This window comes from Frigoribacterium salinisoli, from assembly GCF_054781095.1.
This window is the reverse complement of record NZ_BAAGVB010000002.1, coordinates 258117-272235: the sequence shown is the minus strand read 5'-3', so window position 1 is coordinate 272235 and position 14119 is coordinate 258117. Positions and strand designations below refer to the sequence as shown.

At 74.0% G+C, this 14119-nt stretch carries 14 protein-coding genes; 8 read left to right on the top strand and 6 right to left on the bottom strand.

The window, feature by feature from the left end:
• Window positions 1–11: 11 nt before the first annotated feature.
• The 3 genes from ACYVHQ_RS07195 to ACYVHQ_RS07185 all read left to right on the top strand — a co-directional run bounded on the left by ACYVHQ_RS07195 (window position 12) and on the right by ACYVHQ_RS07185 (window position 2696).
• The gene (locus ACYVHQ_RS07195) at window positions 12–1409 is read left to right on the top strand and encodes an APC family permease (RefSeq protein ID WP_460511562.1); all 1398 of its coding nucleotides are present in this window, start codon (window positions 12–14) and stop codon (window positions 1407–1409) included.
• A gap of 10 nt (window positions 1410–1419) precedes the next feature.
• Window positions 1420–2094 carry a DUF6882 domain-containing protein gene (locus ACYVHQ_RS07190; protein WP_460511560.1) on the top strand — a complete coding sequence of 225 codons (675 nt, stop codon included), beginning with the start codon at window positions 1420–1422 and terminating at the stop codon, window positions 2092–2094.
• 332 nt (window positions 2095–2426) lie between these two features.
• Window positions 2427–2696 carry a hypothetical protein gene (locus ACYVHQ_RS07185; RefSeq protein ID WP_460511558.1) on the top strand — a complete coding sequence of 90 codons (270 nt, stop codon included), beginning with the start codon at window positions 2427–2429 and terminating at the stop codon, window positions 2694–2696.
• Between the two features lie 157 nt (window positions 2697–2853).
• On the opposite strand, the gene ACYVHQ_RS07180 is transcribed toward ACYVHQ_RS07185, so the two are convergent.
• Together ACYVHQ_RS07180 and ACYVHQ_RS07175 are read right to left on the bottom strand one after the other, a co-directional pair.
• Window positions 2854–3165 carry an AzlD domain-containing protein gene (locus ACYVHQ_RS07180; RefSeq protein ID WP_460511557.1) on the bottom strand — a complete coding sequence of 104 codons (312 nt, stop codon included), beginning with the start codon at window positions 3163–3165 and terminating at the stop codon, window positions 2854–2856.
• Window positions 3162–3983, bottom strand: a complete 822-nt coding sequence (locus ACYVHQ_RS07175) for an AzlC family ABC transporter permease (RefSeq protein ID WP_460511555.1) — start codon at window positions 3981–3983, stop codon at window positions 3162–3164. Before ACYVHQ_RS07175 ends, ACYVHQ_RS07180 begins: the two co-directional genes overlap by 4 nt.
• Window positions 3984–4188: 205 nt before the next feature.
• Here ACYVHQ_RS07175 and ACYVHQ_RS07170 point away from each other — a divergent pair, with 205 nt between their 5' ends.
• The gene (locus tag ACYVHQ_RS07170; RefSeq protein ID WP_460511553.1) at window positions 4189–4833 is read left to right on the top strand and encodes a TetR/AcrR family transcriptional regulator; all 645 of its coding nucleotides are present in this window, start codon (window positions 4189–4191) and stop codon (window positions 4831–4833) included.
• Window positions 4834–5717: 884 nt separating this feature from the next.
• Here the strand turns inward: ACYVHQ_RS07170 and ACYVHQ_RS07165 are convergent.
• The 4 genes from ACYVHQ_RS07165 to ACYVHQ_RS07150 form a co-directional block, all read right to left on the bottom strand.
• Entirely contained in the window at window positions 5718–7409 is a 1692-nt protein-coding gene (locus ACYVHQ_RS07165; protein ID WP_460511551.1) for a glycoside hydrolase family 13 protein, read from the bottom strand.
• 88 nt (window positions 7410–7497) lie between these two features.
• On the bottom strand, window positions 7498–8406 hold the full coding sequence (locus ACYVHQ_RS07160; RefSeq protein ID WP_460511550.1) for a carbohydrate ABC transporter permease: 909 nt from the start codon (window positions 8404–8406) through the stop codon (window positions 7498–7500).
• Window positions 8406–9362 (bottom strand): carbohydrate ABC transporter permease, encoded by a 957-nt coding sequence (locus ACYVHQ_RS07155; protein ID WP_460511548.1) that lies wholly within the window; start codon window positions 9360–9362, stop codon window positions 8406–8408. The genes ACYVHQ_RS07160 and ACYVHQ_RS07155 overlap by 1 nt, the downstream gene beginning before the upstream one ends.
• 38 nt (window positions 9363–9400) lie before the next feature.
• Window positions 9401–10693 (bottom strand): ABC transporter substrate-binding protein, encoded by a 1293-nt coding sequence (locus ACYVHQ_RS07150; RefSeq protein ID WP_460511546.1) that lies wholly within the window; start codon window positions 10691–10693, stop codon window positions 9401–9403.
• A 140-nt stretch (window positions 10694–10833) separates the two neighbouring features.
• Here ACYVHQ_RS07150 and ACYVHQ_RS07145 point away from each other — a divergent pair, with 140 nt between their 5' ends.
• The 4 genes from ACYVHQ_RS07145 to ACYVHQ_RS07130 all read left to right on the top strand — a co-directional run bounded on the left by ACYVHQ_RS07145 (window position 10834) and on the right by ACYVHQ_RS07130 (window position 14051).
• Window positions 10834–12102 (top strand): ROK family transcriptional regulator, encoded by a 1269-nt coding sequence (locus ACYVHQ_RS07145; RefSeq protein WP_460511544.1) that lies wholly within the window; start codon window positions 10834–10836, stop codon window positions 12100–12102.
• A 31-nt stretch (window positions 12103–12133) separates the two neighbouring features.
• Complete coding sequence (locus ACYVHQ_RS07140; protein ID WP_460511542.1) at window positions 12134–13306, top strand: ATP-binding protein; 1173 nt, start codon at window positions 12134–12136, stop codon at window positions 13304–13306.
• Window positions 13307–13462: 156 nt separating this feature from the next.
• Window positions 13463–13609 carry a hypothetical protein gene (locus tag ACYVHQ_RS07135; protein ID WP_460511540.1) on the top strand — a complete coding sequence of 49 codons (147 nt, stop codon included), beginning with the start codon at window positions 13463–13465 and terminating at the stop codon, window positions 13607–13609.
• Between the two features lie 28 nt (window positions 13610–13637).
• Window positions 13638–14051 carry a four-helix bundle copper-binding protein gene (locus ACYVHQ_RS07130; RefSeq protein WP_460511538.1) on the top strand — a complete coding sequence of 138 codons (414 nt, stop codon included), beginning with the start codon at window positions 13638–13640 and terminating at the stop codon, window positions 14049–14051.
• Window positions 14052–14119 lie beyond the last annotated feature (68 nt).

The window sequence follows — 14119 nt, the reverse complement described above, 5'->3', positions numbered from 1 at the left end:
GGCAGGACCGCATGGACCGCGACACGACCACCCCCGCACCGGGCGGGGCGAGCCCCATGGGGACCACCGCGCCCGGCGGGACCAAGCTCAAGCGGGCCATCACCGGGCCGCTGCTGTTCCTGTTCATCCTCGGCGACGTGCTCGGCGCCGGCATCTACGCCCTCATGGGCACGCTCTCGGCCGAGGTGGGCGGGGCGCTGTGGGCGCCCCTCCTGCTGGCCCTGCTGCTCGCGCTGCTCACGGCGGGCTCCTACGCCGAGCTCGTCACGAAGTACCCGAGGGCCGGAGGCGCCGCCGTCTTCGCCGAGCGCGCGTTCCGCACCCCGGTCGTGTCGTTCCTCGTCGGCTTCTCCATGCTCGCCGCCGGCGTCGTCAGCGCCGCCGGCCTCGCGCTCGCCTTCGGCGGCGACTACCTCGGCGTGTTCCTCGACGTGCCCCAGGTGCTCGCCGCGATCGTGTTCCTCGCCCTCGTCGCGCTGCTCAACGCCCGCGGCATCACCGAGTCGCTGCGCAGCAACGTCGTCATGACCGTCATCGAGGTCAGCGGCCTCGTGATCGTCGTCGTCGTCGTGGCCGTCCTGCTCGGCGGCGGGGGCGGCGACGTCTCGCGCGTCGGCGAGTTCCGGGAGGGCACGTCGCCCGCCCTCGCCACCCTCGGTGCCGCGATCATCGCCTACTACTCGTTCGTCGGCTTCGAGACCAGCGCCAACGTCGCCGAGGAGATCGACCAGCCCAGCAAGGTCTACCCCAAGGCCCTCTTCGGCTCGCTGGCCGCCGCCGGCGTCGTCTACGTGCTCGTCGCGCTCGCCAGCTCGATCGCCCTGCCCGCGGCCGAGCTGTCCGAGAGCAGCGGCCCCCTGCTCGACGTCGTCGCCGCGTCCGGCGTCGGGGTCCCCGGCTGGCTGTTCAGCCTCATCGCCCTCGTCGCCGTCGCGAACGGCGCCCTGCTCACGATGATCATGGCCAGCCGCGTGACGTACGGCATGGCCGAGCAGGGCCTCCTGCCGGCCGTCCTCGGCAGGGTGCTGCCGAACCGCCGCACGCCGTGGGTCGCGATCGCCGTCACGACGCTCGTCGCCATGGTGCTCACGCTGGTCGGCGACCTCGCCACGCTCGCCTCGACCGTCGTGCTCCTGCTGCTCTTCGTGTTCATCAGCACCAACGTCGCCGTGCTCGTGCTGCGCCGCGACCGGGTCGAGCACGACCACTTCAGGGTCTGGACCGCCGTGCCGGTGCTGGGCGTCGCCTCCTGCGTGCTGCTGCTCACCCAGCAGGAGGCGCAGGTGTGGCTGTTCGGCGCGGTGCTGCTCGCCGTGGGCGCACTGCTGTTCCTCGCGACGCGCCTCGGCCGTCGGGGCCGTGCCGGGCACGAGGACGACGCCGCCGTGCCGGAGGACGCCGCGCGCTAGCGTGGTCCCCATGACCGGGGAGACCTCACTGCAGACGCTCGTCGACGGAGCCGCGGTGCTCGGCACCGAGCAGCAGGCGCACGTCGCCCGCCTGCTCGGCCAGCGCTCGTGGCAGTTCGACGCCCTGCGCTCGACGCTGACCTTCTCGGCCCAGGGCCTCGAGCCGATCGTCGCGCGCGCCCACTTCGTCGGCTCGGCCGCGCCCGGCCCGGCGACGTGGCTGTGGGCCTGGCAGAACCTCAACGGCTACCCGGAGGCCACGATCGAGCTGGCCGGGCGGGTCCGCCAGGTGGGCGAGCAGTACGGCGTCGACGAGCTCACCCGCGCCGAGATCCCGCTCGACCCCACGCTGCCCGAACGGCTCGTGCTCGCCGCCGCGTACCTCACCGGCGTCTACCCGTACTGGTCCGGACCCGTCGCGGGCGGCACCCGCGCGCTGCTGCTCATGGAGCACCCGCGCTTCGTCCTGCCCGCGCCCACGCGCGCCAGCGCGCTCGGGGCCGTCGGCGACGCGCTGGCCTCCGGCCTCGTCGTCGACCACCGGCACGCCGTCGCCTCGTACGCCCGGGTGCGCGGCGTCACCACGCACGAGGTCACCCCCGACGTGCTGCAGCTCGCGCTCGCGGACGGCCCCGGCTGGGTGCGCTTCGACCACCTCGGCCGCGTCGTCGGCCTCGACGGCTGAACCGGGCCGGCCGGGCCGGGCCGGGCCGGGCCGGGCCGGGCCGGTCGGCGCGGCCGGGGGCCGGCCGCCTACCGGACCGCCTGCCAGGCTGCCCCTGCCCCTGCCCCTGCCCCTGCCCGGAGGGTGTCCACGACACGCGGGTGGCGCCTCCTGCCGCCCGCCGTTCGTGGACACCGCCGACCGGACGGTGTCCACGAACGGCCGATCCGGCCTCCGTGCACCCACCGTTCGTGGACGTCGTCCGGGACACGCCGGGGCGCTTGCCACCCAGCTCCGGACCGACCTAGACTCGCCTCCACTCGAACACGTGTTCGAACAGGAGGCGACAGGTGATGACCACGACGACGCACGACCCGGTGGCTCTCTGGTTCGACGGCGACCGGCCGGCACGGCTCGTGCACGAGGGCCTGCGCTGGCGCGTGAGCGACATGCCCACACGGCTCGTCGGCGAGTCGGACTGGTCGCACGAGCTGCTCACGCACCCGCCGCGCACGTTCGTGGGCTGGCGGTTCCAGGCGACGTCGAGCGCGGGCACGACCCACATGTTCGAGGTCGTCCGCGACGTCGACGGCCACTGGCGGCTCAGCCGCGTCTACGACTGAGCCGCGTCCGGTCCGGTCGCGCACAGGAGGCTCCGGCACCGACCGTCGGCGGCATGGCACGCCGGAGGGCTCAGGGCACCACGCCCCGCGCGCCAGCGGCCCCGCGAGCCAGCGGCCCCGCGGCCCCGCGCGCCGGTGGTCTCGCACGCCGGCGAGCTCAGGGCAGCCCGAGCATCCGGAGCCCGGCGGCGGCGAGCGCCCCGACCAGCACCACCACGAGGAACGGCGCCCGCAGCCACAGCGCGACCGCGGCGGCCGCGAGCGCGCCCAGGCGCGCGTCGAGCACGAGCTGCTGCCCGGTCGACACGGCGTTCGCGACGGTGAGCGAGGCGAGCAGCCCGATGGTGAGGGTCCCTGCGATCCGGGCCACGCGGGGATCGTCGAGCCACGTCGCGGGCACGAGGTGGCCGAGCAGTTTGGTGGCGTAGCCGACCACGCAGGCGACCGCGACCCAGGCCCAGAGGCTCATCGCGCCTCCTGCCCGTCGTCGCCCTCGGTGCGCCCCGGGGAGTCCGGTCGGAGCTCGTCGACGGCGCCGCTCCGGCGTCCGCCCGGGGCGTCGTCGGGCGCGACGTCCGGCTCGAGGCCGGCCGCGCCTCCTGCGGGCACGACGCCCGCCCGGCGGGCCGCGAGGAGCCCCGCCCCGACGGCGACGACCGCCGCCACGATGACCGGCAGCCCAGGAGGCACGACCGGCACCACGAGGACCGTCGCGAGCGCGCACGCCACCGCCACCGCCCCCGCCTCCCGCGTGCGCAGGCGAGGCCAGAGCAGCCCGAGGAACGCCGCCACGGCCGCCCCGTCGAGCCCCCAGCGCCGCGGGTCCCCGAGGGCGTCGCCGGCGAGGGCACCGACGAGGGTGAAGAGGTTCCAGAGCACGAAGACGCCGATCCCGGCGACCCAGAAGCCGCGGCCCTGCTCGACGGGGTCGACCTGACCGGTGCTCGTGGCGAGGGACTCGTCGATGGTGACGTGGGCGGCCACGAGCCGACGCCAGCCGCGCGGCCGGAGCAGCGCCGCGATCTGCATGCCGTAGACGGCGTTGCGCACGCCGAGCAGGGCGGCGGCGCTGGCGGCGGCCGCCCCGGCGCCCCCGCCCGCGACGACCCCCACGAAGGCGAACTGCGAACCGCCCGAGAAGAGCACGAGGCTCAGCGCACAGGCTTGCCACGGATCGAGGCCGGAGGCGACGGCCAGCGCCCCGAACGAGACGCCGTAGAGACCGGTGGCGACGGCCACCGACGCACCGACGCGGGCGCCGGGCGAACGGAGGAGATCGACGAGCACGACGACCAGGGTAGGGGGAGGATCGAGCCGGGTGCACGACCGGCGGTGGGGTAGGGAACCCACCGCCCAGAGGGCCGTGCACCCGCTCGGACCTGATGCTTCGGGTGCACCAGGTGGCTCGATGGTACAGCTACATACCCGCGAGTATTGACACCCCCGAACGGGGGGCACGGGGCGTGGCTCGCCAGGCGGATAGGGTGACCGGGTGCCACCCCTCCCCGACGCCCCCACCCGGCGTCCGACGCGCGCCGAGGTGTGCGAGCGCCTCCTGCAGGCGGCCGCCCTGCTCTTCGCCGAGCGCGGCGTCCCCGGGACGACCATCGACGACGTCGCTGCCGGCGCCGGGTTCACCAAGGGTGCCGTCTACTCGAACTACGCGTCGAAGACCGACCTCGTCATCGCGGTGCTCGAACGCGAGACCCAGGCGCAGATCGACGCCCTCCGCGCCATGACGCCCGACGGCAGCACGCCCGTGTCGATCCAGGGCACCCTCGACGAGCTGCCCCAGGCCGTGCGCCGCGCCTACGCACCCTACGGCGACGGCACCGCCGACGACTTCGCGCTGATGGCCGAGCTGCGCTCCCGCGCCGTCGCCGACGACCGCGTCATGGCGGTCTTCGCCCGCCAGCGGCGCGCCGTGCTCGACACGCTGCGCGAGCTCGTCGACCTCGTCTTCGACGGGCGCACGCGCGACGTCACCGGGCTCTCCGCGGACTCCCTCGCCCGCGTGCTCATCAGCATCTCGGTCGGCTCCGCCTTCGACGCCCCCGCGACGGGCGACGTGTCCCCGGCCGACCTCATGGGCGACCTCGTCGCCGCCCTCACGCGCCCGGAGCGGTCCGCGGCCTGAGGGGCGGGCTGGCCGGGTCCGGCCGGCCGGGCGGGCGGCCGGGCGGGCGGCCTGGGCCGGGTCCGGCCGGCCGGAGGGGCGGGCGGCCTGGGCCGGGTCCGGCCGGGCCCGACCGGGCACGACCGGGCCCGCCCGGCGGGACAGCGGGCCCGCAGGGCGGCCACCTCCGCCGAACGCGACCACCCCGCGACGACACGCCGCCCGGGACAGCCGACCCGCACCTCCTGCCCGCCCAGCTGTCGCCTTTTCCGACCCGGACCCGCGCGAACTGCGGCGGCAGGCGCAGGAGGCGGGCGATGAGCAGGAGGCACCGGCACGCGAACCGAGCCGGGCCCGCCCGGCGGGACAGCGGGCCCGCAGGGCGGCCACCCCCGCCGAACGCGACCACCCCGCGACGACACGCCGCCCGGGACAGCCGACCCGCACCTCCTGCCCGCCCAGCTGTCGCCTTTTCCAACCTGTGAGCCGGGCCGACCCGGGCCGGGCCCGCCCGGCGGGACAGCGGGCCCGCAGGGCGGCCACCTCCGCCGAACGCGACCGTCTCACGACGACACGCCGCCCGGGAGCGCCGACCCGCACCTCCTGCCCGCCCAGCTGTCGCCTTTTCCGACCCGGACCCGCGCGAACTGCGGCGCTAAGCGCAGGAGGCGGGCGATGAGCAGGAGGCACCGGCACGCGGACCGAGCCGGGCCCGCCCGGCGGGACAGCAGGCCCACAGGGCGGCCACCCCCGCCGAACGCGACCATCTCACGACGACACGCCGCCCAGGAGCGCCGACCCGCACCTCCTGCCCGCCCAGCTGTCGCCTTTTCCGACCTGCGAGCCGGGCCGGCCGACCTGTGAGCCGGGCCGACCCGGCGGGCCGACCCGACCCCGTCCGGGCGCTACGCCTGGAGCCAGGCGGCGGTCCCGGCCGGCAGGGCGCCGGCCTCGTCGAGCGGGCCGCTCGCGACGAGCAGCTCGCCCTCGGGCAGTGGCACGGGACCGGTGCCGAGGTTGAGCACCACGCGCCAGCCGCCGGGGCGCTCGAACGCGAGCACGTCGTCCGCGCCCGGCCCGGTCCCGGCGTCGAGCCAGGTGAGGCGTTCCTCGGCCTGCAGCCGTCGGCGCAGCGCGAGCGCCTGGCGGTAGAGCGAGAGGGTCGACCCGGCGTCGCCCTCCTGCGCCTCGACGGACGAGTCGCCGAACCAGCCCGGCTGAGGCAGGTGCGGGGCGGCCGCGCCGAAGCCGAACGAGGCGCCCTCGCGGGTCCACGGGATCGGTACGCGGCAGCCGTCGCGGCCCATGTCGACGCCGGGGTTGCGGAAGAACGAGGGGTCCTGGCGCTGGTCGGCGGGGATGTCCGCGACCTCCTGCAGGCCGAGCTCCTCGCCCTGGTAGAGGTAGGCGGAGCCGGGCAGCCCGAGCAGGAAGAGCGAGGCCGCCCTGGCCAGGCGCAGGCCGCGCTCCACGTCGACGACGGGCGTCGTGCCGCCGGAGAGCAGCCACGCGGTGCCGGCCTTGACGGGGTCGTCGCCGCGGGGCGGCAGGCCGTAGCGGGTGGCGTGCCGCACGACGTCGTGGTTGGAGAACACCCAGGTGGTCGACGAGCCCGACTCGGCGGCGGCCGCGAGGTTGTACGTGATGATGTCGCGGAAGGACGCGGCGTCGGGGTCGGCCTCGAGCAGGTCGAAGTTGAAGGCCTGGCCCAGGCCGGAGGCGCTGGCGTAGCGGGCGCGCCGGTCCGGGTCGACCCATGCCTCGGCCACGGCCGTGCGCGGCGGCGAGTACGAGTCGAAGACCTCGCGCCACTCGGCGTAGATCTCGTGCACCTCGTCGCGGTCCCAGAGCGGGTGACGGCCGTCGGCCTTCGTCCGGGCGTCGAGCTCGGCCTGCGAGGGCAGCTCGGCCGGGTCGAGCGGCAGGTCCTTCGCGAGGCCGTGCGCGACGTCGACGCGGAACCCGTCGACGCCCCGGTCGCTCCAGAAGCGCAGCGTCGTGAGGAAGTCCTCGCGGACCTCACGGTTCGACCAGTCCAGGTCGGGCTGCTCGGTCGCGAAGAAGTGCATGTACCACTGGCCGTCGCCGACCGGCTCCCACGCGGGCCCGCCGAAGGTCGAGGTCCAGTCGGCGGGCGGCAGCTCGCCGTGCTCGCCCTTGCCGTCGCGGAACAGGTAGCGGGCACGCGCGGCCGAGCCCTTCGGCGAGGCCAGCGCCTCACGGAACCACACGTGCCGGTCCGACGAGTGGTTCGGCACGATGTCGACGATGAGCCGGATCCCGGCGCCGTGGAGCGCCGCGACCATGTCGTCGAAGTCGGCGAGCGTGCCCAGGCGCGGGTCGACGTCGCGGTAGTCGTCGACGTCGTAGCCGCCGTCGGCGAGCGCCGACGGGTAGAACGGGCTCAGCCAGACGGCGTCGACGCCGAGCTCGCGCAGGTAGGGGACCTTGGCGGTGATGCCGGGCAGGTCGCCGATGCCGTCGCCGTCCGAGTCGGCGAAGCTGCGCGGGTAGATCTGGTAGACCGCGGCCTGTCGCCACCAGGTGGGGTCGTCCGTGAGGGTGACGGCGTCGGGGGCGTGGAGCACGTTCGTCATGCGGGGGCGGTGCCTTTCTTCGTGGGGGTGGAGGGGGTCGTGCGGTGTGCGACCGGCAGGAGGCGCGCCTCCTGCCGGTCGCGTCGGCTCACTTGATGGCGCCCTGCGTCACGCCCGCCATGACCCAGCGCTGCGTGAAGAGGTAGACGACGATCGCGGGCGCCATCGCCATGAGGTACGACGAGAAGGCGACGTTGTAGTCGTTGGAGAACTGCGTCTGGAAGATCTGCTGCAGCACCGGCAGCGTCTGCAGCGACGGGTCGGCGGTGATCAGCGAGGGCATCGCGAAGTCGTTCCAGGAGGCGAGGAACGCGAAGATGCCGACCGTCGCGCTCATGGGGGCGAGCAGCGGGAAGACGAGCTTCCAGAACACCTGGCCGGTGCTGGCGCCGTCGAGGCGGGCGCTCTCCTCGAGCTCCTCGGGGAGCGAGCGGAGGAACGCCGTGAACAGAAGCATCGAGAACGACAGCTGGAACATGACGTGCAGCAGGGCGACGCCCGCGGGGTTGTCGAGGCCGACGAGCCCCGTGAGCTTGATCTGCGAGAGCGCGACCACGGGGAACGGCAGGAACATCGCCGCCAGCAGGTAGAAGAACGACCACCGGAAGAGGCGCCGGTCCCAGTTGCGCACGATCGCGTACGACGCGAGCGAGGCCAGGGTCACGGTGCCGACGACCGTCGCCGCGGTGACGAGCACCGACACGGTGAACGCGCGGGGGAAGTCGGTCAGCTGCCACGCGGTGGCGAAGCTCGACAGGTCGAGCGGCGCCGGAAGGCTGAACGCGTTGCCGTCGACCGCCTGCGCGCTCGTCTTCAGCGACATGGTGACGGTGACGTAGAGCGGCACGAGCACGGTGATCGCCGCGATCACGAGCAGCACCGTGGCCACCCAGTTCGTGCGCTCCTGGCCGACCCTGCCGGGCCGGCGGCGGCGCGTGCCGTCGGCGTCCTTCGACGACGACGTGATCGTGCGGGTGACGAGGGCGGGGTTCGCCATCAGAGGGCCGCCTTTCCGCGGGTGAGCCGGAGCTGGACGAGCGAGATCGCGACCGCGATCACGAAGAAGACGGTGGCGTTGGCCATCTGGTAGGCGTAGTCGCCACTGGTGAAGCCCGAGAAGATCGTCATCGCGATGCTGCGCGTCGACGTGCCGGGGCCGCCGTTCGTCAGGCCGACGATGATGTCGTAGCTGTTGAGGAAGTTCTTGAAGCCGATGATCGTGTTGATGACGACGTAGCCGGCCACGAGCGGCAGCGTGATGCTGCGCAGCTGCTTCCAGCCGCCGGCACCGTCGAGCGCGCTCGCCTCGTACACCTCGCCGGGGATCGCCAGCAGCCCCGCGATGTAGATGAGCAGGGCGCTCGGGATCGCCTGCCACGCCGTGACGACGACGATGCCGATCCACGCGGTGCTCGCGTCGGCCAGGATGCTGTCCTGCAGGCCCGGGACGCCGAGCGTCGTGCCCAGGGCGGGCAGCGAGTTCGAGAACAGGAACTGGAAGACGAACGCGATGATGATGCCCGAGACCACCATGGGGATCACGAAGACCGCGCGCAGCGCCGTCTTCGCCCTGATCCGCGAGGTCAGGCCGAGGGCCAGGGCGAACGCGAGCACGTTGACGATGAGCACCGTGACCAGCGCGAAGCCCGTCGTGAAGCCGTACGAGGCGAGGATCGCCGGGTCGCCCACCAGGGCCACGTAGTTCGTCAGGCCCACCATCTCGAAGTCGCCGAAGCCGATCGAGTCCGTGAAGCTGAAGAAGACGCCCATCACCGCCGGCAGGGTGATCGCGAGCGTGAAGATCGCCAGGGTCGGCAGGAGGAACAGGTAGAAGACGGGGTCGACGCGACGTCCGCGCCTCCTGCCCGCAGATCGGGTGCCCGCGGCGGACGCCGGGGCGACCGCCTGCTGGACGCGGGCGACCGGGGTGCCGGTCGCGGTGGTCGGGGCCATGCGGGTCTCCTTCGATCCGGACGGGGAGGCGGTGGCGCTCATGCGCGGAACGCCAGGCGGCGCCAGTCGGCGTCCATGGTGCGGAGGGTGCCCGCCGGGTCGGCGCCCGTGACGATGCCCTGCACGTAGTTCTCGGCGGGGATCGTCAGCGGGATCGCCTTGCTGGCGCCCTGGTAGAAGCGGCCCTCGTCGTAGTAGCGCTGCATGCCGACGATGCGCTCGTCGGTGACGGGCGGCGCGGTCGTCGTCGTGCCGAACGCGAGGAAGTCGCGGTTGTAGGCGTCCTGGATCTCGGGCTGCAGCAGGAACCTCAGGAACTCGCGCGCCGCCTCCTGCTTGCGCGACGACTGCGGGATCCACAGCGCGAGGTCGAGGTTGACGCGCACCTTGCGGTCGGCCGGGTCCTCGGTCATCGGCAGCGGGAACGTGCCGACGCGAGCCCCCGGGGCCGCCTTCTCGATCTCGGCCAGCGCCCACGGCCCCTGCATGAGCATCGCGGCCTGGCCCTGCGCCATCGCGAGGTTGCCGTCGCCGTAGCCGCGCGAGTTGCGGTTCGCGTTGGAGTACTGCGCCAGCTGCAGCATGCGGTCGACGGGCTCGGCGAAGTCGCGCTCGAAGGAGGCACCGGAGCCCCTGCCCACGTCCGTGCCCTGGGCCGACAGCCGCTCGAAGAAGTCGGCGACGTCGAGCATGCCGCCCGAGGTGTAGTCGAAGAGGCCCTGCGCGACGGTCCACGGCTCGCGGAAGGTGCTGTAGATCGGGTCCACGCCGGCCGCACGGAACGTCTCGCACGCGGCGAGGAGCTCGCTCCAGGTCTCGGGCAAGGCGACGCCCGCCTGCTCGAACAGGTCCACGTCGTAGATGACGCTCGCCGCGGTGATCGAATAGGGCAGCACGCTCGTGCGACCCGGGTAGGTCGCGTACTGGTCGACGAGCTGCTGCACCTCGGGCCGGATGCGCGCGGCCTCGGGCAGGTCGCCGAGGTCGCTGAGGGCCCCGCGCTCCATGAAGCGCGCCATCTCGAGGTTGTAGGTGAAGGCCGCGACGTCGGGCGGGTCGCCCCGCACGAAGCCTGCGGCGATGCCGGAGGTCGAGTCGTGCACGACGCGGATGCCCGACTGCGCGTCGTTGAAGCGCGCGACGAGGTCGGCGAAGTAGGGGATCGCCTCGGGCTTGGTCTGGTAGAAGGTGATCTCCGTCACGCGGGACCGGGGGCCCGCGCCGCCGGGAGCGGAGCACCCGGCCAGGGCCAGCGCGGCGCCCAGGCCGCCGAGGCCCGCGAGCATCGTGCGGCGCGAGAGGCCGCCGGAGGGCAGGGGTGGTGTGGGCACGTCGTCGTCTCCCGGGGTGAGGCCCGGCGGCAGTGCCGGGCGACTTGATGTGGAACCTAGATCAAGAACCTAGATCAAATCGAGCCGTGGCACCATGGTCCGAGCCGATCGTGTCGCGATCGGGACGACGAGGGGGTTCCGTGACGATCGACGACGCCCCCGCGCGGCCCGCCGACGGCCGCGCCGTCACCGGGCGCACCGCGGGGGCCACCTCCCCCAGCGTGCTGCGCTCGATGAACGCGGCCGAGGTGCTCCGCGTCGCCTGGCAGCACGACGTCGTCACGGCGAGCGACCTCATCGGCGCGACCGGGCTCAGCCGGTCGACGATCATCGGCGTCTGCGACGAGCTGCTCGACCGCGGCTGGCTGCGGCCCCTCGCCGACGCGCGCTCCACCGACGCCTACCGCAAGGGCAGGCCGGCACGACGCTGGACCCTCGCGCACGACGCGGGCTGCGTCGTCGGCATCGATGCGGGGCAGCACCACGTCACTGTGGACGTGGCCGACCTGCGCGGCGCCCGTCTGGGACGGGCGCAACGGCGGCTCGACCCCGACGCGCTCGGCACGGAGCGCCGCACCGTGGTCGGCCTCGTCGTCGAGGAGGCCCTTGCGGCTGCCGGCGCCACGGCCGACCGGGTGCTCGCGACCGTCGTCGGCGTGCCCGCGCCGGTCGATGCCCGCGGCGCCTCCCCCGCCGAGTCCGCGAGCGACTTCTGGCAGCGGGTCAACCCCGACTACGTCGGAGCCCTGCACGTCGGCTCCTCGACGGTCGTCGTCGAGAACGACGCCAACCTCGCGGCCCTCGCCGAGGGCGCCGCGCCCCACGGCCTCGGCACCGCCAGCTCGGTCACCCTGCTCGCGGGCGAGCGCTTCGGCGCCGGCTTCGTGCTCGACGGGGCGCTCGTGCGCGGTGCGCGCGGCGCCGCCGGCGAGATGCGCCTGCTCGACCTCGTGGAGGGCGTCGGCTCGGCCGACGGGATCGGCGCGGTGCTGCGCGACTGGGCCCGCGACGCCCGCGCCGCCGGGCTCGTGCCCCGCTCCAGCCTCCTGCACGGCACCGCCGTCGACGACCTGGGCGCCCCCGTCGTCCTCGCCGCCGCCGACGCGGGCGACGCCACCGCCCTCGAACTCGTCGAGCGCCTCGCCGAACGGCTCGCCCGCATCGGCACCGTGCTCAGCAGCGTGCTCGACGTCGACCGCATCATCGTCGCCGGGGCCGTGGCCCCGTCGATCGGCCTGCTCGTCGAGCGCACCACGCCGCGGCTCGCCGCCCTCTCGCACCGCGAGCCGCCCGAGGTCCTGGCCTCGCGCCTCGCCGAGCACGTCGTCGTGCTCGGCGCCGTCGCCCACGTGCGGGAGCACGCGCTCGAGCTGACGCTGCCCGCCAGGCCGGACGGGCGGGCGAAATGAATAAGATGAACAGCGTTCTGGGAGGAGCACGATGAGCGGCGACCACGTCACGAGTCCGTTCCGCCCCGGTTACGGCAAGCGCCCCCTCGTCTTCGGCGGCCACGAGCAGGCCATCGAGGAGCTCACCGAGGTGTTCGACACCCTCGATTTCGGGGAGAACCACTCCGTGCTCGTCTCCGGCCTGCGCGGGGCCGGCAAGACCTCCATGCTCTCGCTCCTGCGCAGCGAGGCCGAGGAGCGCGGCTGGCTCGTCATCAGCGACAACGCGAGCTCCGGGCTGATGGAGCGCGTGATGGAGACGACCGTCCCGAAGCTCGTCGACGGGCTCGACACGGAGTCCAAACGGCGGCTCACGAGCCTCGGCGTCTGGCAGTTCACCGCGTCGTGGGAGTACCAGGATCGCCGTCGCGAGGTGCGCCCCCTGCTCCGCGACGACCTGGTGGCGCTGTCGCGGGCCGTCGACGGCCGTGGGATCCTCATCACGATCGACGAGGTCTCCTCGGGCAAGGTCCGGCTCCGAGAGCTCTCCCGCTTCGCGCGGGAGATCGCGCACGCCCTGGAGGACGACGTCGATCTCATGGTCGTCTTCGCCGGGATCAAGGTCGACCTCGACGAGCTGCTGAAGCAAGAGCACACGACGTTCCTCCGCAGGTCGAAGGACCTCGACTTCCGTCGGCTCTCCCCCCGGGAGACGAAGCACGTGCTCGCCGAGACGGCCCGCATCGGAGGGCGGCCCGTCGACCCCGACGCGCTGGACAGGTTGACGGCCATCTCGCAGGGGTACCCCTACCTCGTCCAGCTGGTCGGCGACTACGCGTGGCGCGCCGACCCGACCGGGCGGACGATCACCCTGCGCGACGCCGAAGCCGCCCTGGACCGGGCCGTCTCGGCGGTCCAGAGCCGCGTCATCGACCGCGTCTACCTCGACCTGTCCGAGAGGGACCAGGCGTTCGTCAGGGCCATGGCCCAGGACGACGGTGCCACGAGGATCGGGGACCTCGTCGATCGGCTCGGGGTCTCCGACTCCTACGTCCAGGTCTACAAGAAGCGGCTGATCGACACCGGCTACGTGGTCCAGGCCGGCCACGGGAAGGTCGACTTCTCGCTCCCCTACCTGCGCGAGTACCTCCGCGACCTCGACGGGACGAGCACGGCGGCGCACCGCGACGACCCCTGGAGCGAGTACCCGGCACCGCCCCTCTGAGACCCGGTCGCCCGACGGCCCCACCCCGCACCAACGGTGATCACTACGCCACCGCGCCCCGGCTGTCAAGCCCGAACTGAGGGGACACGGGATCCGACACTGTGGTCGTACGGCGCGCTGGGCGCCGTACCGCACACGGGACCAGGGGAGGGGACCATGAGCACGTACGAGAGGGACTCCGAGGTGCCACCGATGCGCATCACGCCGTACCGGAGGCGCGTCCACCGCATCGAGGTGCGCCTGCCGAAGGTCGCGCCGAGCACGCACGGCGACGCCCGCTACGAGGACTTCTTCGCCGCCTGATCGCGGGCGACACAAGGGAGGGACCATCGTGACCGTCATCGACGACATGCTGCGCAGCCACCCCGGCCGCCCCGGTCACCACGGGGGCGCCGACGAGCGCCTGCTCGCCGCGTGCATCGACGCGGTCGCCGAGTGCGCCACCGCCTGCACGTCGTGCGTCGACGCGTGCCTCGCCGAGCCCGACCCGGCCACGATGCGTGCGACCATCCGGGCCGGCCAGGACTGCGCCGACGTCTGCGCCACCACGGCCCGCGTGCTGTCGCGGCGCACCGACGCCGACCCCGACGTGCTGCGCGCACTCGTCGAGGCGTGCCGGGTCGCCTGCCGGCGCAGCGTCGACGCGTCCCGTGGCCACGCGGACCGCAGCGACCATTGTCGCGTCTGCACCGACACCTGCCGCCGCGCCGAGATGGCCTGCGCGGAGCTGCTGCGACGGCTCTGACCGGCCCGCGGCGGGCGCGGCGCGGCCCGCCGGACCGCGCCGGCCCGCCGGGCCGCGTCGGGCCCGCC

Excerpts from the sequence above, each read along its gene's own strand:
- ACYVHQ_RS07195 (WP_460511562.1), top strand. The coding sequence starts at position 12 with ATGGACCGCGACACGACCACCCCCGCACCGGGCGGGGCGAGCCCCATG.
- ACYVHQ_RS07190 (WP_460511560.1), top strand. The coding sequence starts at position 1,420 with ATGACCGGGGAGACCTCACTGCAGACGCTCGTCGACGGAGCCGCGGTG.
- ACYVHQ_RS07185 (WP_460511558.1), top strand. The coding sequence starts at position 2,427 with ATGACCACGACGACGCACGACCCGGTGGCTCTCTGGTTCGACGGCGAC.
- ACYVHQ_RS07180 (WP_460511557.1), bottom strand. The coding sequence starts at position 3,165 with ATGAGCCTCTGGGCCTGGGTCGCGGTCGCCTGCGTGGTCGGCTACGCC.
- ACYVHQ_RS07165 (WP_460511551.1), bottom strand. The coding sequence starts at position 7,409 with ATGACGAACGTGCTCCACGCCCCCGACGCCGTCACCCTCACGGACGAC.
- ACYVHQ_RS07160 (WP_460511550.1), bottom strand. The coding sequence starts at position 8,406 with ATGGCGAACCCCGCCCTCGTCACCCGCACGATCACGTCGTCGTCGAAG.
- ACYVHQ_RS07155 (WP_460511548.1), bottom strand. The coding sequence starts at position 9,362 with ATGGCCCCGACCACCGCGACCGGCACCCCGGTCGCCCGCGTCCAGCAG.
- ACYVHQ_RS07140 (WP_460511542.1), top strand. The coding sequence starts at position 12,134 with ATGAGCGGCGACCACGTCACGAGTCCGTTCCGCCCCGGTTACGGCAAG.
- ACYVHQ_RS07135 (WP_460511540.1), top strand. The coding sequence starts at position 13,463 with ATGAGCACGTACGAGAGGGACTCCGAGGTGCCACCGATGCGCATCACG.